Source organism: Ruegeria sp. CDSA141 (assembly GCF_059612005.1).
In genome coordinates, this window is the sequence record NZ_JBXWPT010000005.1 from 77,448 (window position 1) to 98,711 (window position 21,264).

Below are 21,264 nucleotides of genomic sequence, written 5' to 3' on the forward strand. Positions count from 1 at the left end.
AAAATGTGCAGTGCGCTAAGACAAGGTCCGGTCAGCAAAAGGAACCCCGCGTGAACCTCCGCAAGAAGATCGCAGACAGCGAAGCCGTGCTGAACTGGGTGGCCCGACGGATTGCCACTTACATTCGATTGGTCAACCGCAACACACGCTGGCAGCGCATCGGGTATGAAGAACTGGACCAGTTGGCCGAACAAGGTGAGCCGGTCATCGTTGTGCTCTGGCACCAGCGGCTGGCGCAGTCGCCCTATTTCTTTCCGCTGGACAAGGCGCGCATCTGTTCGATCACCTCCTCTGCCCGAGCGGGCAGTATGGTGGGCCGGGTACAAAAGCTGTTTGGCATGGATACGATTGCCATGGCCAGCAAGACACGCCACGTCGCCTTGTCACGCCAGGTTCTGGGCAAGATGAAGCAGGGTATCTCAATTGGGATCGCGGCAGACGGCCCGCGTGGGCCAGAACGGGTTCTGTCGACGGTTCCGTTGGTATGGGCGCGGACCTCGGGCAAGCGCGTATTCGGTATCACCTATTCAACAAAACATGGTCGCGAAGCGGGAACCTGGGATCACCTTCTGATGCCCCGCCCCTGGCGCAATGAGGGCGTGTTTCTGTGTCGGGAATGGACTGAAACAGTGCCCCGCAAGGCAAGCGAAGAGGAAATCGAGACACTGCGCCTGAGCCTTGAGCAGCACATGAACGACATCACGGCAGAGGCTGACCGGATGGTCGGACGCGAGCCATGGTCGCCTGACGCCTAACCGCCCCTGAGACGTTGCATCAGATAGACTTCGCTGCCTTCGGGAATCGGCTCGGTAAGCCCGGTGGCAATGACGCGCCCGTCGATCGCGATGGAGACACCCGCATCAATGGGGGCCTGCAACTGCGGGTGGGCCCGGACCAAAGCCCGTAAAAGCTCTCCGGTGGTCTTGGCCTCGACCTTAACCACTTGCTGGCCCCCGGTCAGTGACCGGAGGCCGGACCAGAGGTGGACCTCAACCATTGTCCTTGAGCGCCGCAAGGATGCGCGGCGGAGACATCGGCAGTTGCGTCATCCGAACACCTGCCGCGTTGGACACTGCATTGGCGATGGCGGCCAGGGGCGGTACGATGCCCGTCTCGCCCACGCCGCGCACCCCAAACGGGTGGCCGGGGTTGGGCACTTCGACTATCACCGTGTCGATCATCGGCAGGTCGCTGGCAACAGGAATCCGGTAATCGAGGAATATCGAGTTCTGCAACCGACCATCCTCGCCATAGATGTATTCCTCGTTCAGCGCCCAGCCGATGCCCTGCGCGGCGCCGCCTTGGAACTGGCCTTCCACATAGGTCGGGTGGATCGCCTTGCCGGCATCCTGAATGACCGTGTAGCGGGTGATCGATGTCTTGCCGGTTTCCGGATCGACCTCGGCATCGACGATATGAGTGCCAAAGGATACGCCCGCGCCTTCGGGGGTAGCTTCGAAATGGCCCGAAATCGGGCCTCCGGTGGATCCCATATCCGCTGTGATATCGGCCAGCGGCAGCGGGTCGAAATCGCCAGCATTAGGCCCCGAGGGCACCGCGCAGCCGTCTTCCCATTTCACCGCATCGACCGGGATGCCCCACTTGGCCGCCGCACGTTCGCACAGTTTCTCGACCGCGTGTCTTGCGGCCTTGATCGTGGCGAGGCCCGACGCGTAAGTCACACGCGAACCATGGCTCACATCGTTGTAGCCCAGTGTCGCCGTGTCGGCGATGGTCACGCGGATGTTTTCATACGGAACGCCCAGAACCTCGGCCGCCATCAGGGCCATGGACGCGCGCGACCCGCCGATGTCGGGTGTTCCGACCATCAACTGTGCTGAGCCATCCTCGGACAATGCCAGTGAAACGCTGGTCTCGCCGCCGTGATTGAACCAGAAGCCGCAGGAAACCCCGCGCCCCTGCCCCGGCTTCAGTGGGGCCGAGTAATGGGGATGCGCTTTGGCAGCCTCAAGGGTTTCGACCAGACCGATGCGCTCGTAGGTCGGGCCATAGCTGGCCTTCGTGCCTTCATGCGCGGCGTTTTTCAGGCGCACATCGATAGGATCGAGGCCCAGCTTGTTGCAGAGCTCATCAATGACGGACTCAACGGCGAAAGCACCCATGGGTGCGCCCGGCGCGCGGTAGGCGGCCTGTTTCGGACGGTTCGACATCACATCGTAACCGATCTGCTTGACGTTGGTCAGGTTGTAGGGCGCAAAGGCACACATGGCCGTCATGTCGCCCGGGGCGCCGGGGAAGGCCCCACCTTGCAGGCGGAAGACACCCTGCGCCGCCGAGATCGTGCCGTCTTTCTTCATGCCGATCTTCACGTCCATTGACGCCGAAGAGGTCGGCCCGGTGGCACGGAAAACCTCGGACCTGGTCATCACGATCTTGACCGGACGGTTGGCCTTGCGGCTGAGCGCCAGCGCGACGGGTTCGATGAAGACCGTGGTCTTGCCACCAAAACCGCCGCCGATTTCAGACGCCGTGACGCGCAACTGAGAGGTTTCGATTCCCAGCAGCGCCGCACAGGTTTTTTGCGCTATCCAGTGACCTTGGGTTGTGCACCACAACTCGCCGTTGCCGTCATTGCCCAGCATGCCCAGGCAGGCATGCGGTTCGATATAGCCCTGATGGGTCGCCTCGGTGACAAAGCTGTCTTCGACAACCAGATCGGCCTCGGCAAAGCCCGCCTCGACGTCACCGTGACCGCTTTCGTGATAGCGCACGACATTCGGGTGCATCCCTTCTGGCACCGAATAGTCCGCTGCGCCTTGCCGGATCACCGGCGCATCCGGGGCCATCGCTTTGTCCACATCGGTGACGTGCGGCAGCACCTCGTATTCGACCTCGATCAGTTTCAGCGCATCACGTGCCGCCAAGGCAGATGTGGCCGCGACCGCAGCAACCGCGTGCCCGTCATAAAGCGCCTTTTCACCCGCCATGACGTTTTCCAGCACGTTCCAGAATTCGCCTTCGAGTCCGGGCTTGAACGGGACATTGGCGAAATCGGCGCGGGTCACGACGGCTTTGACATCCTTCGATGCCTCAGCTTTCGAGGTATCAATTCTGACGATCCGGGCATGGGCATGGGGTGAGCGCAGGATGGCGCCGTGCAACATGCCGGGGGCCGAGATATCCGCGCCGAACTTGGCCCGGCCTGTCACCTTGTCCAGACCGTCAGGGCGATTGGGGCGGGTGCCAACGAAAGTGAAATCAGTTTTGCGATCGTCCAGAGCCATTATGACGCCTCCCGCATCTCAGCCGCCGTGTCCATCACGGCGCGAATGATCTTGTCATAGCCGGTGCAGCGGCACAGGTTGCCCGCCAGCCAATAGCGCGTTTCTTCCTCGGTCGGATTGGGGTTCTTCTCCAACAGAGACTTCGCCGCCACCAGAATGCCCGGGGTACAGATGCCGCATTGAAGCGCGGCATATTCGATCATCTTCTTCTGCAACGGGTGCAGGACGTCACCATCCGTAATCCCTTCGACGGTCTCGATCTGCTTGCCTTCGGCCTCGACACCCAGCATCAGGCACGAGCACACCAGACGGCCATCGACGGTGACCGAGCACGCGCCGCAATCACCGGTGCCGCAACCCTCTTTGGCGCCGGTCAGGTTCAGCTTGTCGCGCAGACAGTCCAGCAGTGTTTCGCGCGGGTCACAGAGGTATTCAACCGCGTCTCCGTTCACGGTGGTGGATACGTGGAGCTTGCTCATGCGTTTTCTCCCTTCGCGCGGGCATAGGCGATTTTCGCGGCGCGCCTGGCCAGAACGCCGGCGACTTCGGTGCGGAATGCGATCGTACCGCGTTTGTCATCAATCGGATTGCAGGCGGCCGACGCGGCCCCGGCCAGTGCGTCAAGGGCGGCATCGTCCAAAGTGCTGCCGATAATCGCGTTGGCACAGTCTTCAACCAACAGAACGGTCGGTGCCACGGCACCCAGCGACACGCGCGCCTCGGTGATGACGTCACCGTCCAGACGGAGGTTCACACCAACGCCCACGACCGCAATGTCCATTTCGGTACGGGGGATGAAACGCAGATAGGCATCGCCCCCATTTTCACCACGGGTAGGAATGTTGATGGCCGAAATCAGTTCGCCTTTCGCCAGCGAGGTCTTGCCGGGCCCGGTCGGGATGTCCTCAACTGCAACGTCACGCGTGCCATCGGGGCCGGTTACGGTGACGGTCACGCCTGCCGCCACCATGGCGGGCACGGAATCAGCCGCAGGGGAGCCGTTGCACAGGTTGCCGGCCAGCGTCGCGCGGCCCTGAACCTGAGTTGAACCGATCAGGTCCATCGCCTCGACGACACCGGGCCAGTCGCGGCCAAGCTCGGGGTGCTCGCTTATCTCGGCGCCGGTTGCGGCAACACCCAGCGTCCAGCCACCGTCGGCATTGCGGGTAATGTCGTGTACACCGTTGATTTTCTTGATGTCGATCAGCGTATCGGGCGTCACGAGTTCCGAGCGCAGCTGCACCAGCACATCCGTACCGCCCGCCAGAAAACGTGTGATGCCCGTCGCGTTCGCGGCCAGAGCCGAAGCTTCGGCAAAGCTGGCGGGGCTGTGATAATCCATGAAGCTACCTCGTACCTGTTGGTCAGGAATATCTGGGTTCGCGGCGACGTTAATTCACCCCTCGTCCGGCGTCCATGGGCCGAGCGACCAAAATTCAACTTCCAAATGTCGCTTTTGGACAGGGTTCAGAGATCGATTTCGATCACCCCATCAGGTTCCGCCGCGCGGCTTTGGCACAGAATCATGGCGCCTTCGCGCTGTTTCCGGGACAAAACGAAATCCCGATGCTCGACCTCGCCCGAAATGACACCGCATTTACATACGCCACAGATGCCGTCAGCGCATTTCACATCCACATGAAAACCGGATTCGTTCAGAACCTGAGCCGCGTCCTTGTCTGCGGGCACAGGCAGTATCCGGCCCGAACGCGCAAGCTTGAGTTCAAACGCGTGGTTTTCATATTCAGGCGCTTCAGGAACGGAGAAATATTCCAGATGACGCGCCTCTTCGGGAAAGCATTGCTGCTCTGCCGCCTGAATCACACCGTTCATGTAACGATCCGGCCCGCAGGTGTAGACATGCCATCCATCCCGGTAGCCTGACAGAATCACATTCAGATCAGCGCGGGTGCCTTCGTCCGAGAAATAGAAATGTACGCGATCTGCCCAGGGCATAGCGGCCAGATCATCCAGATACCCCGCCCCGTCCCGTGTGCTGGCCGAATAGTGTAACTCGAACTCGCGGCCCAGTGCATGCAGGCGATGGGCAAAGGCGATCATCGGGGTGATGCCGATACCGCCGCCCATGAGGAATGTTCTGATTGCCGTTTCATCCAATTCAAAGTGGTTGATCGGTTTGGAAACGAAAACCTTTCGACCCTCGGTGAAGATGCGATGCAGCAGCGCGGATCCGCCACGCCCGTCATCCTCGCGCAACACTCCGATCTGATAGGTCGCATGATCCGACGGGTCGCCGGACATGGAGTATTGCCGCAGAAATTCCGGCGCGACCAGGACGTCCAGATGTGCGCCCGCTGTCCATCCCGGCAGGGGCGCACCGTCCAGCGATGTGAATTCGTATTTCGTGACATCCGCCGTCATCTTGTCGACCTTGGTCACGGCGACCCGCATCACAGGCGCATCACCGGCGATCTGATAGCGATGGATGATCGACATGTCCCCGCTTGCCTTGCGCGCCTTGTATTCGTCGGCCGTCACCATGGCCTCATAGGCTGCGATCCCGGCCTCTCGATCCATTGCAAAGGGATAGGGCCAGGGGTGCGGGGCCAGATAAGCGGGATAGACGGCGAGAGTCTGATCCTCATATTTCAGGTCCAGTTCCCTTTGCAGATCGCGCCGGTTCAACGGGTGCGTCGTGGGGCGATAGGTGCCGTCAGGCTGCAACTCGATATCCCACCACCATTTCTTGATGTCGTTCAACCCGCCATTGCCGACCGCATCGTCCAGCCTGGCCAGCGCGGGTGCGGCCGAGGGGATGTTCATCGCAGCCCAACGGAAGGGGCGTTCCTTGAAGATGCCTTCGAGGTTCCACGGGCAGGTCTTCATGCAGCGCCCGCACATCGCGCCGCCCGGCGTCGTTACACGGTATGTGGCGCATTTCTGGCTGTCGGATTTCCAGATTTCATAACCGTTGAACATCAGCTTCGGTCCGGCGGTGATTGCGCCCGAGGGACATTCGCGGGCGCATTTGTTGCAGGACTCGCAAAAGGTCTGCAAGCCGAAATCGATGGGTTTGTCATGCGCTATCGGCATGTCGGTCGTCACCACGCCTGATTTCAGGCGCGGACCCAGATAGGGGTTTAGGATTACTTCTCCGATCCGGCTGACCTCTCCCAACCCCGAGAGCAGCAACAGCGGCGGTTGCAGCACCTCACCATCCATCACTGTATGCGCCTTGGCCCTGTAGCCCAGGTTGCGGATCTGTTGGGCGATCACGCCGCCCAGCAGCGAAAACCGCAGGTAGGCGCGCATGGATTGGGCGACACTTATCCAGTCGTCACCGCTGGCACCTTCCATCGTTTCATAGCCCTGATCGATGATCATGCTGATGGCCTGATCATGAGGCGGCACGATTTCTTCGCCAGTGGCGTCATGAGAATACCACGCCCATTCCGGACAGCGGCTGAGACCCACCGCATCGACGCCCAGAAAATAGGTCGCCGCTTTGATGTTTGCCGCATTGCGTCCGGCATCGGCAGGCTTGTGCAGGTCAGCGTTTTCACCGTCCTGCAACAGAACGAATGCACCCAGCGCGCGGCGCTGGGCAAAGCTGGGCGCAGCCTTGCGCACGTAGTACCCGCCTTTCGCGGCGTCCTGCAGTGACTTGCCCATGTCGCCGAACTGGGCGCGGGCGAACATGTCGGCGCGCTTGGGAACGCGGGCGACATTTTCTTCGTCGACATAGGTTGTCGGGGTCTCGACCCGTTTGAGTTTTTCGAACGGATGGGCCCCGTCCACATAGCGTCTTTTGGCATATGGGTCACGGTTGATGGCGTTCTTGGCAAATCCCGTTCCCAACCACCATGCCGGGCCTTGAGTCCGAAACCACGGCTGTTGCGCCACGGGCCTGAGCGGCCGGTCATGCGCGATGGGCATCTCGGTCGTCACGGCTGCAAGGCCAAACCTGGTGCCCAGCCACGGCGCAACCAGTTCACCGCTCTCGACCGTGGCCAGACCGGCGGCCACGGCCAGCCTGTCCAGATCGACTTCGGACGACATCACGCTGTGCGCACGGGCGTCAAAACCCAGCAGACGGATATAGTTGGCGATGACCACGGCATTCTCGGTTGCCAGCAGGCAGGCACGATGATCCTGCGCGTTGATGATCCAATCCGCACCGGGTTCGGAAGGGTCCGGATCGCGGTTATGTTCATAGAGAAAAACGATGGTGTGACGGTGGTCGTCAATCGGCTTGGGCGCGGCCTCCATACTGTCTTTCAGATCTGCCATGATGAGATCGATCCCAGAGGCCAGCGTCTTGGTCTGGCGCGTTCGCAGCGCATGGGCAAGCCGGTCGATATCGGGGTTGCGGCGTGGTTCGTCCAACAGTGCATCAGACGGCAACGGCCCGCAGCCCATCATCGACGCATCGTTGAAATATCCGAATGCCTTCAGATGGTTGGCGCGTTCCTGCGGATCTGATGGGATCTCGGATGCAATCGGGTTCACCAACCCGTCGCGGATCGCGTCCAGCATCGCCTGAAATTCGCCCATGGCGTTGACGATGCTGTCGTGCCGTTCCGGCCGGTGGAAACTCAGTTCGCCCATCAAGGGCACACGCGACAAGTCCGGCATGGTATCTTGTCGGGTCAAACGCTCCAACGGGTATCGCCCCATGTGAACGGGCCGGTTCTTGTCCGAGAAAAAGCGGATTCCCATTATGCGTCTCCTGTTGCCACCCATCCCCTACCCCGTAATGGACAGCGAAACCATTCATGCATAATCATAAGTGGTATGAAGAAAATCGATTTCACTGATCTAGACGGCAAGGTTCTGCGCACGTTTCTGACCATACTCGAGGAAAGCTCGGTCTCGAAAGCTGCGGATCGGCTGGGCGTCACGCAATCGGCCATCAGCCACACGCTGGCCAAGCTCCGGCTGGTGCTGGGCGACCCGTTGTTTGTCCGGTCCGGTCAGAGCCTTACCCCGACCGAGCGCGCCTTGTCCCTGAAGGAGCCCGCGCAAAAGGTGCTGGACGGAATGCGGGCGCTGACCGAAGGGCGGCCGTTCGACCCGCAGTCCGAACAGATCAGGATCCGCATCGCCACCAATGACATGCCGCGCGAGTTGATCTTTCCGCAGCTGCTTCGAGAAACACGTGCCGAAGGCGCAGGTCTGCGGCTTGAATTCATTCCTTCAGGCGTGCCGGACCCCGAGCTTCTGCGCAGTGACAGATGCCAGATGATGCTGACCCCGTTGCCGCCGGACGGGCCGGATATCTTTCAGAAACACCTGATGACCAGTCCGCTGGTAGTGTTCTATGACGCCACGCAGCACTCACCGCCCGACAGTTGGGAAGCCTATTGCAACTGCGATCATGTCGAGGTGCGTTTTGCCGATGGCCGCAACGCCCGCGCCGTCATGCGAGGCGTCGATCAAAGCCAGATCAGGCCAGCGGTAGTAACCCTGCCGCATTTCAACGCGATCCCGGCCTTCATACAGGGCAGCGACCTGATCTCAACCGACACGGCGCTGATGAAACAGGGCCCGCTGGCTGGGCTGGATTGCGCACCACTGCCGTTCGAATGCGCGCCGGTGTCGATCTACATGGTCTGGCACCAGAGGTCGGCCAATGATCCGGCACATCGCTGGTTGCGTGCCCGGATCGAGGCAATCGCGGCATCTCTTCAGACCTGAGACAACAGCCAGTCTCGCATGATCTCGACCAGTTGCGGCTGGCGTGGCTTACGGGGCGCAACCACATAAAACCCCAGATCTTCAACCAGGACATCCGCAAGCGGCTGAACAAGACGGCCCGAGGCCACTTCTTGCGCGACAAGAGGCGCATTGGCCAGCGCTATACCCTGCCCCGAAACTGCCGCGTCGATCGCAAGACTGGTCTGGCTGAAGCTCATCATTCTGGGCTTTCCGCTCACCCCCACCCGTTCAAGGAACAAGGGCCACAATCCGTGGGTGTCGTTCAGCAATACCTGCTTCATCAAGTCAGAAGGGGCGCTGATTCCGCCCGCAACAGAAGGGCTGCATACCGGGATGAACTCGGTCGAGAACAAAGGCACCGCCTCCAGTTCCGCCGCAAACGGCGCTCGACCCTGCCTGACTGCAAGATCGACGCCATCCGATTTGAAATCCGCCAGACGTTCGCGCGCATCCACTTGAACCGAGATGTCCGGATACACCTCAGTGAAGCTCGACAAACGCGGCACCAACCATTTCGAGGCAAAGCTGGGCGTGACCGACAAGGTGATCCGGCGGTCCGGAGACAGGTCTTCGACAGCCTCTTCGATCAACCTGAAGGCACGACGCAGGGGCGCGTGAAACCGCCGCCCGGATTCGGTCAGACGCAACCCACGCGGCAGGCGATCGAACAGAACCTCGTCCAATCGTGCCTCAAGCCCGCGCACCTGCTGCGCCACGGCGCCTTGTGTAACGCCAAGCTCCTCGGCGGCCAGTCGAAAGTTCAAATGACGCGCAGAAGCTTCGAAAGCACGTAAAGCATTCAGGGGCGGAAGGGCGACCATAGTGTTGTCCTGTAGATTTTCTACAGCATAGAGCCAGCAGAACTGATTGGTCAAACCGCTCTCTGACCTCCATCCTCGGATCAACTGAAAGCGGAGATGTCAGATGGAAAAAGTAGCACTTATTACAGCGGGCGGCAGTGGCATGGGTGCGGATTCCGCCCGGAGGCTGGCGGCGGACGGGTTCAAGGTTGGCATTCTGTCTTCCTCAGGCAAGGGAGAAGCTTTGGCGAAAGAATTGGGCGGCGTTGGCATTACCGGCTCGAACCAGTCCACCGAGGATTTGCAGAAGCTTGTCGATGCGGCCATGGCCCATTGGGGGCGCGTTGACGTTCTGGTCAATTCCGCCGGTCACGGCCCCCGCGCTCCGATCCTTGAACTGACGGACGAGGATTGGCACACCGGGATGGATGTCTATTTCCTGAACGCGGTGCGCCCCACACGGCTTGTGACCCCGATCATGCAGGCGCAGGGGGGTGGATCGATCATCAACATCTCGACCTTTGCCGCGTTCGAACCGGATCCGGTTTTTCCGACCTCGGGCGTGTTCCGGGCCGGGCTGGCCGCCTTCACCAAGCTGTACGCGGACAAGTATGCCGCCGAGAATATCCGAATGAACAACGTTCTTCCGGGCTTCATTGACAGCCTTCCCGAGAAGGAAGAGTTCCGCAGCCGCATCCCAATGGGGCGCTATGGGCGCAGTTATGACGAGATCGCCTCGGTCGTCGCTTTGCTTGCCTCAGAAGGCGGCGGCTATATCACCGGACAGAATATCCGTGTGGACGGCGGTATCACCCGGTCTGTCTGAACTCAGACCCGCGCCTTTATAAGATGTGTCAGCGCCGCGCCGGATTCGAAAAAGGCGCGGCGCACGCGTGTCCAGCTTTCTCGGTATTCCGACACGGCGAGAACCGGCAGAATCGAGAGATCATTGGCAAGAAGACTCTCGGCCATCATTCGGCCGAACACCGTGCCCGGGCCGATGCCGCGGCCCGAATACCCGTGTGCGGCCAGAGCGTTGGGGCCGATCCGCGTGATCTTCGGAATATGGTCCGACGTCATTGCGATCCGCCCGTGCCACCCGTGTTCCAACGGCTGGTCGGCCAATTGCGGATAGAGCTCGGCCAGCTTGCGCTGGACCCAAGCGGAATGTGCAACCCGACCGGCATGTCCCAGATCCCCCATGCCGCCAATGATCATCCGCCCCGCCTGATCCAGTCGGAATGACGTCATGATCAGTCCGGTATCCCAGCACCCTTCTTTCTTTGGCAGGATACTGGCGCGCAAATTGTCAGTCAGCGGGGCTGTGGTGTACTGGAAATAGTAGACCGGCACATAAGCAGGCGCGGTATCCGGCAACGCATGATGATAGGCATTTGTCGCCTGAATGACCGACTTTGCCCGAACCGTCCCGCCTGGTGTCTTCAAAACCCAGTGCCCGCCCTCATATGTCATAGTCTGCACTGGGCTGCGCATATGTATCCTTGCCCCGGCCTGCGACGCCGCGCGCACCAAACCCATCGCATAGGCCAAAGGCTGAATGGTTCCTGCCCGTGGATCGAACAAGGCACCGTGAAAGGCTTGGCTGCCGGTGCGTTCACCGGCCTGGTCTGCTGACAGCAACTCAACCGGCGCTCCTGCTTCGCTCAACTGCGCATGACGCGTTTGCAGGTTCTTCAACCCGGACGCGGAATGCGCACAATGCAGGGTTCCGTTTCGCACTGGCTCACATGCAATGTCATATTTACCGATCAGAGCAAACACATCCGACGGCGCCTTGGCCAGCAAGTCGATCAAACGGTCTCCCGGCTCTGCACCGATACGCGCGCGGATATCGTCCGGCGGCAACCACAACCCGGCATTGACCAGACCTACATTGCGCCCTGATCCGCCAAACCCGATCTCTCGTGCCTCCAGCAGACAGACCGACGCGCCGGCGCAGGCTGCCGTCAAAGCCGCTGAACACCCGGTGTAGCCACCTCCGATGACAGCCAGATCAACCGCTGCGTCAGCGGTCAGGGGCGGTGCTGTGACTGCCTCGGTGCAAGTGCTTCGCCACAGGGTATGTTCGGGATCGTTCACGTCGGGCCTCTGAGTCTTTTCGGCGGAACACCCTACCGATACCTCCCTTTATGCAAGCCTCCATTTAGCAATGTTGCGACAACGAAACAGACTCCGCAGGCACGGGCTTTGCCCGAGCCTGCCGGGCCCAACCGGAGGAGTCATTCCGTCATGAATGACGACACCGGGCGGGAGGACCCGCGTGGTGGGCTCAGACGTCGAGCGATCGCGCGATCAGCTCTTTCATGACCTCGTTGGTGCCGCCATAAATCATCTGCACCCTGGCATCCGCGTAAAGACGCGCGATCGGATATTCCATCATGAACCCGTAGCCGCCGAACAGTTGCAGGCATTCATGCATGATCTCATTCTGCACCTCAGAGCCCCAGTATTTGGCCATCGAGGCCGTGGCCGCGTCCAGCTCGCCCGCTTCCAGTTTTCCGATACAATCATTGATGAAACTGCGCAGAACCTCGGCCTTGGTCTTGCATTCCGCCAGTTTGAACCGGGTATTCTGAAAATCCATCACCCGCTGCCCGAAGGCTTTGCGTTCCTGCACGTATTTCACTGTTTCGGCGATGGCGAAATCGATCGCGCCCAGCGCCATGATAGCGATATTCAGCCGTTCCCAGGGCAGTTGTTTCATCAGCTGATAGAAACCCTGCCCTTCCTCGGGCCCCAACAGGTTTGTCATCGGCACTTTGACATCTTCGAAAAACAACTCGGCAGTGTCATTGCCCTTCATGCCCAGTTTCTTGAGGTTCCGCCCCCGGCGAAAACCTTCACACCCGTCAGTTTCCACCACAATCAATGAGACGCCGCGTGCGCCAGCGGACTTGTCGGTCTTGGCGGCCACGATAATCAGATCCGCAGTCTGTCCGTTCGTGATGAAGATCTTTGACCCGTTCAGCCGATAGGAGTTCCCGTCCTTCTCGGCGGTCGTCCGCACGGCCTGCACGTCCGAGCCGGTGCTGGGTTCTGTCATTGCCAGCGCGCCGACCAATTCGCCCGACGCCAGTGTGGGCAACCACTTCTTCTTCTGATCTTCGCTGCCATAGGCGGTGAGATAGTGGGTCACGATCGACTGAATGCCATAGCCCCAACCCGCATCTCCTCGCGCGCCCTGCTCATAAGCCGTGATGGCGTCAAAGCCCATGCCGCCGCCGACACCGCCATACTCTTCGGGGATCGCACCCGCCATCAGCCCGGTTTCGCCGGCCTTGCGCCAGAAATCGCGATCCACAACGCCGTTTTCAACCCAGGTTTCGATATTGGGCGACAGTTCGTCATCCATGAACCGACCAGCCATATCCGCGAACATGCGGTGTTCATCGGTGACCCATGCCGCAGTCGAAGTGAAAAGTGACATTGTACGCTCTCCAATCAGTCTTTCCGGAAAGGCTAGCGCTGTGTTCGATTCACGCCAATCCTTGTGACGCGGCGTCCCTTTGAGGAACAACGCAACGTTCCTCAGCCTGCAATGTAAGAGAATCCCTTTTGACTAGCGGGGTTAAGCCAGTTCTTTGGCCAACAGGTGTTTGGCCGCATCCTTGGCGTCTTCAGCCGGATCGCAGTTCTTGAGCAGAACGGCGGATACGATTGCTCCCTCTTGCAACAGCACGATCTGACTCGCGAGTTTTCGAGGATCATGCGCGCCGGCCTGTTGGGCTATGATCGTAAAATGTTCCAGCAAAAGCTGTTTGTGCTCAGCGGCCTGCACATGGATCGGGTGATCCTTATCCTGATACTCGGCCCCGGCCTTGATGAACATGCAGCCCCGGAACCCGTCCTCTTCAAACCATTCCTTCAGGGCATCGAAGCTGACGATGATCTGTTCGGCTGGTGTTTCTGCCATCTCGTCGATGCGTTGAAAGAACCAGTTGCGGAAGTTCTCATCCCGCAGGCGCAGCGCGGCCACGATCAGGTCTTCCTTGGTGCGGAAATGCTTGTACATCGACGTCTTTGACACGCCTGTTTCCACAACCAGCTTGTCCATGCCGGTTGCGTGAAACCCGTCGCGGTAAAAGACCTTCAGGGCCTTGCTGACCAACTCATCCCGTTTGTTTGGGCGCATGATTCGGCTCCATGGTGTACCGTTCTGTACATATTATCATGAAGCGTGAAGTACAATGACCCCAAGCCAAAGCATTGTTTTAAAATAATTTTGCCAGACGCCCAGTCTCATCGTGAAATTTCTACTTGCAAAAGTTTACAGATCGGTACACCTTTTTTGTTAGTTAACCGATCTGTACACCCGAGGATTTGACCGATGAAACGTCGCGCCAGCATTTTTCCACCTCAGTACGTCCCCTTCCTTCTGACCATGGCTCTTCTTGCCGCCTCACTCACCTGAAAGCATTTGCAAAATGTCCAGACCCCCATTGCCCCCGTTCACCTTCAAAACCGCCACTCAAAAAGTGCGCATGGCGGAAAATGCCTGGAACAGTCGTGACGCCGACCGCGTGACGCCTGCCTACACCGACGACAGTCAATGGCGGAATCGGGCTGAATTCCTGTCCGGCCATACCGACATCCACGCCTTTCTGACCCGCAAATGGCGGAAAGAACTGGAATATCGCCTGATCAAGGAACTGTGGGCCTTTGCCGGAAACCGCATAGCCGTGCGCTATGCCTATGAGTGGCGCGACGACAGCAGTCAGTGGTTCAGATCCTATGGCAATGAAAACTGGGAATTCGCCGATGACGGACGCATGTCACATCGCCATGCCTCGCTCAACGATCTTCCCATTGCAGAAGATGACCGGCTGTTCCATTGGCCCCAGGGCGAACGCCCTGAAAACCATCCCGGGTTGACCGAACTGGGTCTTTGAAAGGACATTCATGCCCCGCGCTTTTGCCGAACTGACGTTTACTCCCTCTGTCCGCGCCCATCAGGAGAGGATGGGATCGGCCAGAACCTATACCAAGTTCATTGAAGGTGGTCCCCAGCAAGGCCACCTGATCGGCGACCCCGAGAAAGAGTTCATTCAGGCACGGGACGGGTTCTATCAATCCACCGTGTCCGAGACCGGCTGGCCCTATGTGCAGTATCGGGGCGGGCCAGCAGGATTTTTGAATGTGCTGGGGCCCCAGACTATCGGATATGCGGATTTTTCGGGCCACAAACAGTACATCTCGCGCGGGAACCTGAACGGCAACGATCGCATCGCGATGATCCTGATGGATTACGCCAACCGACGCCGTCTCAAGATCCTTGGGCGCGTCGTATTCACGGAAGGCGAAGCAGCGGCCGCTACCCTTTCCGAGGCACGGGCCGAACGGGCCGTGATCATTCGCGTGGAGGCGTTGGACTGGAACTGCCCAAGCCACATCACACCGCGCTTCACCGAAGCAGAGTTGCGCCCTCATCTGAACAAGCTGGGGCAGCAGTTGGCAGAGTTGCAGGCGGAAAACCAAAGGCTGAAACAAGAGCTGGCAAAGTCAGGCTGACGTTTCAGACCTCACAGAATTTCCGGATATTTAGAGAAGGGAGTGTCGCAATGGTTCGCTCGGTCTTTCACCTCTCGGCGGCTTGTCTTGCCGGTACTGCCCTGATCATACTGATCATCATGTTCGGTTTTTTCGTCTCGCCCAGCGCCGTGCGAACGTCACCGCCATCCGTGTTCAGCAAGATTTTGTTCGAACATTTGCAGCAAGAGTGATGATCGGGCGGCCTTCCGACAGGCTTCCAGCAAGCGCCCGTATCGTTTCAAGCTATTTCCATCATTTCAGGCCCGGTGAGGCGCATGCTCTGAAAGACCGAATTCCTGGCTTCACCAGAGCAGCCTGATTCCAGGCATGCTCTCACCACAAGAATGGAGAGAGCACAAAAAGCCGTCAGGCCATGCTGCGCTTTTTCCGGCGACCCATCACAAACAAGCCACTGATGCCGCCAAGAAGCAGCCAGCCAGCGGCGGGCAATGGCACAGGGGCAATCGTGTATTGCCCGTACAGCGTCGCGACGTTTTGCATGTTTTCCGTTGTGCTGAAGCCGTTTGAAATAGTGCCGCCGCCGTTCTGAGAGAAGCCGAGGACTGAAAACACATAATTCTGCCCACCAAAGCTGAAGTTCTGTGAGCCCAAAGTATTGGTAATGGTCACGATGTCATCGCAAGGGGTAGAATCCGCCGGACAATTGCTTGGACGATTCAATGTCTCGTTATGCGTAAGGGCAAATGACGAAGACACCAGAGGGCCACCACTGATCAGTATGTCGACAATGAGGTCGACGGTGCTCAGCGTTGTTCCCGTGATCGGGAAATTCAGATGCGAGAACTGTCCCAGAGCAAATGCCGTATCAGGCAACAGACCTGAAATCGGCGTGCCTGTTGGCGTGAAATCGTAACCGCTTGAGCTGCTGCCATTTCCCCACCGAAGAGAAATCGTTGGACCAGAGGTGCTTTCAGAAACGCCGGACGTTGGATTTACGTTTTGCCAAGAGGGCGAGATGCTGGAAATGGTCAGCGCCGAAGCACCGCTTGCAGCCATCACGCCTGCAACAGCAATCGCGGCTATGTTTCGTATGAATGTCATGTGCCCACCTTACGAATAAATACTTGTTACAAACCACTCTGTGAAAGAGCAGCACAACATAATTAAACTTTTAGCTCATGCGCCACATTGATGCCACGTTTTCACCTCAATCAAGGCGGAGGGCGTCCAAAAGATCGCTAAATGGGATACAATCATCCAGCCTGCGCCTACTGTCCGGATGCTGGAAACAGCTATTGGGAAAACCAGGGCGCCAACTCAACGATTGAACACACAGTCACGCGTCGCGTGAGGGTTCATTCACGACCGGATCGTACCATTGCTTCGATACCGGCGGCGCAAAAGTCCACCAGACGCTCCATGCCGGACACGTCACCGCCCTGCGACAGGGCTTCGACCCGCCATCCACTGTTGAGATGGGCCAGCATCGCCGAGACCGAATAAACTTGGCCACTTGCCAAAACGGCTGGATCGACATCCGGGTAAAGCGTGGCGATCTCGGTGATGAACAGCTGGGCGGTGGGGTCGAAACACTCTGCTGCGATATCGCGCCACCTGGGGTCAACCGATACGTGGGCCACCAACCGTCCATATGCCATCCATCCAGACCCACCCTTCTCAGCCAGGTCCACATAGGGTCGAATAAAGCTGTCCAGAATGCTGTGAAGCGTCAGCGGAGCAACAGCCCTGGCCCTGTTCAACGCGTCGACCCGAAGCTGCGCCAGTTCGTCCGCACGCCGCGCGACGGTTCTGTAAAACAACTCTTCCTTGCCACCACCATGATGGTGCACAAGACCAATCTGAACCCCTGCCAATGCCGCGATATCCCGGATCGACGCACCTTCGAATCCCCGGTCGGCAAAGACGGTTTCAGCCGCATCCATGATCCTTGCCTTGGTCTCCAAAGACCGCTTGGACGCTGCTCTTTGCCTTGGCTTTTCTATGTTTTTCAGACTCATGATTTTCATCTTGCCTTATTTTGGTCGTTCGTTCAAGTTAAGCATCACGAACTTCGGGAGGGTTCATGACACAGACGCGCAACGCATTCGCCCTGATCGGGGCGGGGCCGATGGGTTTGGCCGCAGCCAAGGTGCTGAAGGAACAGGGCATCGCCTTTCAGGGGTTCGAATTGCACTCGGATGTGGGCGGTCTGTGGGATATCGATGCCCCCAGATCGACCATGTATGAGTCAGCGCATCTGATCTCCTCAAAACGAATGACTGAATTCGAAGATTTCCCGATGGATGAGGCGGTTGCCGAGTACCCCTCGCACCGGGCGATGCGCGACTATTTCCGGGCCTTTGCCGATCGTTTCGGCCTGCGTGAAAGTTACAAGTTCAATGCAGAAGTCACTCGGATCACACCGCTGGGCGAATCTGGTGACGGTTGGCGTGTTTTCTGGCGCGATGCCGACGGCGAGCATCAGGCCGAATTCGCAGGGGTTCTGATTGCAAACGGCACCCTGTCAGAGCCGAATGTACCCAGCTTTCCCGGTACGTTTGACGGCGAATTGATCCATGCCTCGCAGTACCGTTACCCCAGCCAGTTCGACAGCAAGCGTGTGTTGGTCGTGGGCGCGGGAAATTCCGGCTGCGACATTGCGGTTGACGCAATCCATCACGCAAAACGCTGCGATCTGTCCATGCGTCGCGGCTATTACTTCGTGCCCAAATACGTCTTCGGCAAACCTGCCGACACAATGGGCGGCAAGATCCGCCTGCCCATGTGGCTGAAGCGTAAGGTAGACGGCCTGATCCTGAGCTGGTTTGTTGGCGATCCGCAGAAATACGGTTTTCCCAAGCCTGATTATCAGCTTTATGAAAGCCATCCGGTGGTGAATTCTCTGGTTTTGTATCACGCGGGCCATGGTGATCTGCGCATTCGCCCCGATATCGACCGACTGGAAGGCCAAACCGTGCATTTCAAGGACGGCTCGAGCGAAGAGTATGACATGATCCTCGCCGCGACCGGATACAAGCTGCACTACCCGTTCATCGACAAGGACTTGCTGAACTGGCAAGGCGACGCACCACATCTGTACCTGAACGCGCTACACCCGGAACGGGACGATCTTTTTGTGCTGGGCATGGTCGAGGCAACTGGCCTGGGCTGGCAGGGCAGGCACGAGCAGGCCGAAATGGTGGCGCGCTATATAAAAGGTCATCAGAAGGATTGCCCGGTGGCGGCCGATCTGAAAACCGAAAAGCAAAAAGACTATACGCGCGCCACCGGAGGCATGAGCTATATCGATCTGCCGCGAATGGCTTACTACGTGGACAAGGCCACTTACAGAAAGGCCGTTTCCGGGTGGATCGAACGGCTGCGGAAAGCCGCCGTATGAGTGGTATCGACGAAGTCACACTGAATTTCAGCCCGACCTCCCTGACGCTGTTGAACGCGATACTGGCGATCGTGATGTTCTCGATTGCGATCGATCTGACGCCTCGGGATTTCGATCGTTTGCGACGCGCGCCCAAGCCGGTACTTGTCGGACTGGTATCCCAATTCATCGTTTTGCCCGCTCTGACCTTTGCTTTGGTGTGGATGACGGAGCCGCGCCCGTCGATCGCGCTTGGGCTGATCCTTGTCGCCGCCTGTCCGGGGGGCAATATTTCGAACTTCATTACCCACCGCGCCGGTGGAAATGCGGCGCTGTCAGTGTCGATGACCGCCTTTGCAACCATCGGCGCGGTTTTCATGACGCCCTTCAACATTGCGCTTTGGGGCGGGCTGTATCCGTCGACACGCGCGATCCTGCAGCAGACCCAGATTGATCCGGTACAAATCGCAATCCTTGTCGGGCTGATGCTGATCTTGCCTCTGGTCCTGGGCATCGCACTGAACCAGCGCCGCCCAGCCCTGACAGCCCGCTTGCGCGCGCCGCTGCAATACTTGTCGATGGGTATTTTTGGGGCCTTCATCGTACTTGCCCTGGCCGCAAACTGGGGGTTTTTCCTCAGTTTTGCCGGGGCTGTTGCCGGGCTTGTGGTCCTTCACAACGCCCTGGCGCTGGGGGGCGGTTGGGTTGTGGCCACTCTGACCCGGCTGTCCCCCTTCGATCGCCGTGCCATCACCATCGAAACCGGCATTCAGAATTCCGGCCTTGGGCTGGTGTTGATCTTTGCCTTCTTCCACGGGCTTGGCGGCATGGCCGTTGTTGCGGCGTTCTGGGGCATCTGGCACGCGATCTCGGGGATTGCCCTGGCGTCGGTCATGGCCCGAACCGAGGCCGCGCGATGACCCGTATCCTGATCACAGGTGCCGCCGGGTTGGTCGGTCAGGCGCTGCTGCCCGAACTTCAGGGGCACGAGGTTTTTGCCACGGATCTTAAACAACCGAAAAGCATGCCGGAAAACGTCCACTATCTGCCCATGGATGTGACAACGGACGCCCCCGCACGTGTGATCTGCAACGTGAAGCCGGATGTCATAGTGCATCTGGCCTCCATCGTGACGCCTCCGCCAAAAATGGAACGTGCGGCGGCATATGCGGTTGATGTCGAGGGCACCCGCAAGGTGGTGAACGCAGCCATTGCCAACGGGGTGCACCGGTTGGTCGTCACGTCTTCCGGTGCTGCCTACGGCTATCACGCGGACAACCCAGTACCGCTGCGCGAAGGTGATCCGCTGCGAGGCAACCCCGAGTTTCCGTATTCCGATCACAAAAGGCAGGTCGAGGAAATCCTGGCCGAAGCGCGCAAAGCCACCCCCGATCTGGAACAGGTTGTTCTGCGCGTGGGCACGGTTCTGGGGGCTGGATCCGAAAACCAGATCACCGCCCTGTTCCACAAACCGCGCCTGCTGGCCGTGGTCGGCAGCGAAAGTCCGTTTGTATTCATTTGGACGCATGATCTGGCACGTATCCTTCGGCGCGCGGCAACCGACGGGCCGATTGGCGTTTACAACGTCGCCGGGGACGGTGCGATGGGTGTGACCGATCTGGCCCGCGCCATGGGGAAACCGGTTCTGCGCCTGCCCGCTTGGGCGCTGAAATCGGCTTTGGCCGCTGCGCGTCCGCTGGGTCTGTCCCGTTATGGGCCGGAACAGGTGCGATTTCTGCAATATCGACCGGTTCTGGATAACACCGCCCTGAAATCCGACTTCGGTTACACGCCCGAAAAAACCAGCGCCCAGGTGTTCGCGCTCTGGCAAAAGCAGGCCGGGCTATGAAGACGGCCGTCATATCCGGTGGAGCGGGCGGTTTGGGGCAGGCTCTCAGCCATGCTCTGCAAAGTCGCGGGTGGCGTGTGGTGCTGCTGGATCTCGATATTTCAGGTCTGGACTCCGGGTCGAACCAGCTTCCAATCGCGTGTGATCTGACGGACCCCGCGCAGCTTGCCAACGCGTGCCAAAGGGCAATCACGACCTGCGACAGTATTGATCTGGTCATCTACAACGCCGGCGTCACGCAAATCCGGGGCTTTGAAAAGTCCGACTCGGCCAGCCACCGATCACTGTTTGATATCAACTACTTTGCGGCTGTTGAAATGGCCCGCGCGTTTTTGCACCCGGTTCGGGCGTCAAAGGGGACACATCTGGCCATCTCATCGGTGGCCGGTTTTGCTCCGCTTTACCATCGGACGGCCTATGCTGCCTCGAAACATGCGTTGGAGGGATTCTTCAAATCGCTACGCTCGGAAGAAGCCCCTCATGGCGTTCAGGTCCAGATCGCTGCGCCGTCCTTTGTGGCCACCAACCCCGGCAACGCGCAAGAGCAAACGGACGGAACCGCGCGGCCCGGATCGGCGAAGGACGGGATGGACGAAATGAGCCCCGAGGCCGCAGCCGAAACGATCCTGCGCGGGCTGGACAAATCGCAGTCCATGATCCCGGTTGGCCGCGTGGCGCGCCTGTCCTGGTGGCTCAACCGCCTTTCGCCACGCCTGTATCAGCGCATGATGGAGCGCAACATGCGCGACCCGGGACACTAAAATTACCCCGGGCCCTTGACCTTCCGGTCACTGGAACCCC

The 21,264-nt window shown here is 59.2% G+C and carries 20 protein-coding genes; 9 read left to right on the forward strand and 11 right to left on the reverse strand.

All coding sequences use genetic code 11. The features are described from left to right. The first annotated feature begins 50 nt into the window (after positions 1-50). Positions 51-755 carry a lysophospholipid acyltransferase family protein gene (locus tag AC2FLP_RS09715; protein WP_496683418.1) on the forward strand — a complete coding sequence of 235 codons (705 nt, stop codon included), beginning with the start codon at positions 51-53 and terminating at the stop codon, positions 753-755. On the opposite strand, the gene AC2FLP_RS09720 is transcribed toward AC2FLP_RS09715, so the two are convergent. From AC2FLP_RS09720 to AC2FLP_RS09740, 5 genes are all read right to left on the reverse strand, one after another. Next, positions 752-997, reverse strand: a complete 246-nt coding sequence (locus tag AC2FLP_RS09720) for a MoaD/ThiS family protein (protein ID WP_117868042.1) — start codon at positions 995-997, stop codon at positions 752-754. The two genes, AC2FLP_RS09715 and AC2FLP_RS09720, sit on opposite strands and share 4 nt — an antisense overlap. Then, the gene (locus AC2FLP_RS09725; RefSeq protein WP_496683416.1) at positions 990-3,245 is read right to left on the reverse strand and encodes a xanthine dehydrogenase family protein molybdopterin-binding subunit; all 2,256 of its coding nucleotides are present in this window, start codon (positions 3,243-3,245) and stop codon (positions 990-992) included. Before AC2FLP_RS09725 ends, AC2FLP_RS09720 begins: the two co-directional genes overlap by 8 nt. Continuing rightward, positions 3,245-3,724 (reverse strand): (2Fe-2S)-binding protein, encoded by a 480-nt coding sequence (locus AC2FLP_RS09730; protein ID WP_496683414.1) that lies wholly within the window; start codon positions 3,722-3,724, stop codon positions 3,245-3,247. Before AC2FLP_RS09730 ends, AC2FLP_RS09725 begins: the two co-directional genes overlap by 1 nt. Beyond that, complete coding sequence (locus tag AC2FLP_RS09735; RefSeq protein WP_496683411.1) at positions 3,721-4,587, reverse strand: FAD binding domain-containing protein; 867 nt, start codon at positions 4,585-4,587, stop codon at positions 3,721-3,723. Before AC2FLP_RS09735 ends, AC2FLP_RS09730 begins: the two co-directional genes overlap by 4 nt. 125 nt (positions 4,588-4,712) lie before the next feature. Then, positions 4,713-7,925 carry a reductive dehalogenase gene (locus AC2FLP_RS09740; protein WP_496683408.1) on the reverse strand — a complete coding sequence of 1,071 codons (3,213 nt, stop codon included), beginning with the start codon at positions 7,923-7,925 and terminating at the stop codon, positions 4,713-4,715. Between the two features lie 75 nt (positions 7,926-8,000). Here AC2FLP_RS09740 and AC2FLP_RS09745 point away from each other — a divergent pair, with 75 nt between their 5' ends. After that, positions 8,001-8,903 (forward strand): LysR family transcriptional regulator, encoded by a 903-nt coding sequence (locus tag AC2FLP_RS09745; RefSeq protein ID WP_496683405.1) that lies wholly within the window; start codon positions 8,001-8,003, stop codon positions 8,901-8,903. On the opposite strand, the gene AC2FLP_RS09750 is transcribed toward AC2FLP_RS09745, so the two are convergent. Next, positions 8,894-9,745, reverse strand: coding sequence for a LysR substrate-binding domain-containing protein (locus tag AC2FLP_RS09750; RefSeq protein ID WP_496683402.1), 852 nt, complete (start codon positions 9,743-9,745; stop codon positions 8,894-8,896). The genes AC2FLP_RS09745 and AC2FLP_RS09750 overlap by 10 nt on opposite strands. A gap of 103 nt (positions 9,746-9,848) precedes the next feature. Between AC2FLP_RS09750 and AC2FLP_RS09755 the strand changes: the two genes are divergently transcribed. Further along, positions 9,849-10,550: an SDR family oxidoreductase gene (locus tag AC2FLP_RS09755; RefSeq protein ID WP_171168829.1), complete on the forward strand. Its 702-nt coding sequence runs from the start codon at positions 9,849-9,851 to the stop codon at positions 10,548-10,550. Between the two features lie 2 nt (positions 10,551-10,552). Here AC2FLP_RS09755 and AC2FLP_RS09760 read toward each other — a convergent pair whose 3' ends face one another. From AC2FLP_RS09760 to AC2FLP_RS09770, 3 genes are all read right to left on the reverse strand, one after another. Next, entirely contained in the window at positions 10,553-11,824 is a 1,272-nt protein-coding gene (locus AC2FLP_RS09760) for an NAD(P)/FAD-dependent oxidoreductase (protein ID WP_496683399.1), read from the reverse strand. Positions 11,825-12,014: 190 nt separating this feature from the next. Then, complete coding sequence (locus AC2FLP_RS09765; RefSeq protein WP_496683397.1) at positions 12,015-13,172, reverse strand: acyl-CoA dehydrogenase family protein; 1,158 nt, start codon at positions 13,170-13,172, stop codon at positions 12,015-12,017. 141 nt (positions 13,173-13,313) lie between these two features. Then, positions 13,314-13,877, reverse strand: coding sequence for a TetR/AcrR family transcriptional regulator (locus AC2FLP_RS09770; protein WP_496674419.1), 564 nt, complete (start codon positions 13,875-13,877; stop codon positions 13,314-13,316). Between the two features lie 292 nt (positions 13,878-14,169). On the opposite strand from AC2FLP_RS09770, the gene AC2FLP_RS09775 reads away from it, so the two are divergent. Next, positions 14,170-14,634: a nuclear transport factor 2 family protein gene (locus AC2FLP_RS09775; protein WP_299895286.1), complete on the forward strand. Its 465-nt coding sequence runs from the start codon at positions 14,170-14,172 to the stop codon at positions 14,632-14,634. Between the two features lie 10 nt (positions 14,635-14,644). Then, positions 14,645-15,253: a pyridoxamine 5'-phosphate oxidase family protein gene (locus tag AC2FLP_RS09780; protein ID WP_496683393.1), complete on the forward strand. Its 609-nt coding sequence runs from the start codon at positions 14,645-14,647 to the stop codon at positions 15,251-15,253. A 387-nt stretch (positions 15,254-15,640) separates the two neighbouring features. Here AC2FLP_RS09780 and AC2FLP_RS09785 read toward each other — a convergent pair whose 3' ends face one another. Together AC2FLP_RS09785 and AC2FLP_RS09790 are read right to left on the reverse strand one after the other, a co-directional pair. Then, a complete protein-coding gene (locus AC2FLP_RS09785; RefSeq protein WP_117868017.1) occupies positions 15,641-16,336 on the reverse strand; it encodes a THxN family PEP-CTERM protein in 696 nt (231 codons plus the stop codon). A gap of 254 nt (positions 16,337-16,590) precedes the next feature. Then, positions 16,591-17,253, reverse strand: coding sequence for a TetR/AcrR family transcriptional regulator (locus tag AC2FLP_RS09790; protein WP_496683391.1), 663 nt, complete (start codon positions 17,251-17,253; stop codon positions 16,591-16,593). Positions 17,254-17,318: 65 nt separating this feature from the next. Here AC2FLP_RS09790 and AC2FLP_RS09795 point away from each other — a divergent pair, with 65 nt between their 5' ends. Genes AC2FLP_RS09795 through AC2FLP_RS09810 form a run of 4 tightly spaced genes read left to right on the forward strand, consistent with a single transcriptional unit; the run spans position 17,319 to position 21,224 of the window. Then, on the forward strand, positions 17,319-18,635 hold the full coding sequence (locus AC2FLP_RS09795) for a flavin-containing monooxygenase (protein WP_299895303.1): 1,317 nt from the start codon (positions 17,319-17,321) through the stop codon (positions 18,633-18,635). Further along, a complete protein-coding gene (locus AC2FLP_RS09800) occupies positions 18,632-19,534 on the forward strand; it encodes a bile acid:sodium symporter family protein (protein WP_299895306.1) in 903 nt (300 codons plus the stop codon). The genes AC2FLP_RS09795 and AC2FLP_RS09800 overlap by 4 nt, the downstream gene beginning before the upstream one ends. Beyond that, positions 19,531-20,463, forward strand: a complete 933-nt coding sequence (locus AC2FLP_RS09805) for an SDR family oxidoreductase (RefSeq protein ID WP_299895309.1) — start codon at positions 19,531-19,533, stop codon at positions 20,461-20,463. The genes AC2FLP_RS09800 and AC2FLP_RS09805 overlap by 4 nt, the downstream gene beginning before the upstream one ends. Continuing rightward, entirely contained in the window at positions 20,460-21,224 is a 765-nt protein-coding gene (locus tag AC2FLP_RS09810; protein WP_496683387.1) for an SDR family NAD(P)-dependent oxidoreductase, read from the forward strand. Before AC2FLP_RS09805 ends, AC2FLP_RS09810 begins: the two co-directional genes overlap by 4 nt. The last annotated feature ends 40 nt before the right edge of the window (positions 21,225-21,264 follow it).

Excerpts from the sequence above, each read along its gene's own strand:
- AC2FLP_RS09770 (WP_496674419.1), bottom strand. The coding sequence starts at position 13,877 with ATGCGCCCAAACAAACGGGATGAGTTGGTCAGCAAGGCCCTGAAGGTC.
- AC2FLP_RS09785 (WP_117868017.1), bottom strand. The coding sequence starts at position 16,336 with ATGACATTCATACGAAACATAGCCGCGATTGCTGTTGCAGGCGTGATG.
- AC2FLP_RS09755 (WP_171168829.1), top strand. The coding sequence starts at position 9,849 with ATGGAAAAAGTAGCACTTATTACAGCGGGCGGCAGTGGCATGGGTGCG.
- AC2FLP_RS09745 (WP_496683405.1), top strand. The coding sequence starts at position 8,001 with ATGAAGAAAATCGATTTCACTGATCTAGACGGCAAGGTTCTGCGCACG.
- AC2FLP_RS09795 (WP_299895303.1), top strand. The coding sequence starts at position 17,319 with ATGACACAGACGCGCAACGCATTCGCCCTGATCGGGGCGGGGCCGATG.
- AC2FLP_RS09735 (WP_496683411.1), bottom strand. The coding sequence starts at position 4,587 with ATGGATTATCACAGCCCCGCCAGCTTTGCCGAAGCTTCGGCTCTGGCC.
- AC2FLP_RS09805 (WP_299895309.1), top strand. The coding sequence starts at position 19,531 with ATGACCCGTATCCTGATCACAGGTGCCGCCGGGTTGGTCGGTCAGGCG.
- AC2FLP_RS09780 (WP_496683393.1), top strand. The coding sequence starts at position 14,645 with ATGCCCCGCGCTTTTGCCGAACTGACGTTTACTCCCTCTGTCCGCGCC.
- AC2FLP_RS09730 (WP_496683414.1), bottom strand. The coding sequence starts at position 3,724 with ATGAGCAAGCTCCACGTATCCACCACCGTGAACGGAGACGCGGTTGAA.
- AC2FLP_RS09765 (WP_496683397.1), bottom strand. The coding sequence starts at position 13,172 with ATGTCACTTTTCACTTCGACTGCGGCATGGGTCACCGATGAACACCGC.
- AC2FLP_RS09775 (WP_299895286.1), top strand. The coding sequence starts at position 14,170 with ATGTCCAGACCCCCATTGCCCCCGTTCACCTTCAAAACCGCCACTCAA.
- AC2FLP_RS09720 (WP_117868042.1), bottom strand. The coding sequence starts at position 997 with ATGGTTGAGGTCCACCTCTGGTCCGGCCTCCGGTCACTGACCGGGGGC.
- AC2FLP_RS09810 (WP_496683387.1), top strand. The coding sequence starts at position 20,460 with ATGAAGACGGCCGTCATATCCGGTGGAGCGGGCGGTTTGGGGCAGGCT.
- AC2FLP_RS09725 (WP_496683416.1), bottom strand. The coding sequence starts at position 3,245 with ATGGCTCTGGACGATCGCAAAACTGATTTCACTTTCGTTGGCACCCGC.
- AC2FLP_RS09750 (WP_496683402.1), bottom strand. The coding sequence starts at position 9,745 with ATGGTCGCCCTTCCGCCCCTGAATGCTTTACGTGCTTTCGAAGCTTCT.
- AC2FLP_RS09790 (WP_496683391.1), bottom strand. The coding sequence starts at position 17,253 with ATGAGTCTGAAAAACATAGAAAAGCCAAGGCAAAGAGCAGCGTCCAAG.
- AC2FLP_RS09740 (WP_496683408.1), bottom strand. The coding sequence starts at position 7,925 with ATGGGAATCCGCTTTTTCTCGGACAAGAACCGGCCCGTTCACATGGGG.
- AC2FLP_RS09800 (WP_299895306.1), top strand. The coding sequence starts at position 18,632 with ATGAGTGGTATCGACGAAGTCACACTGAATTTCAGCCCGACCTCCCTG.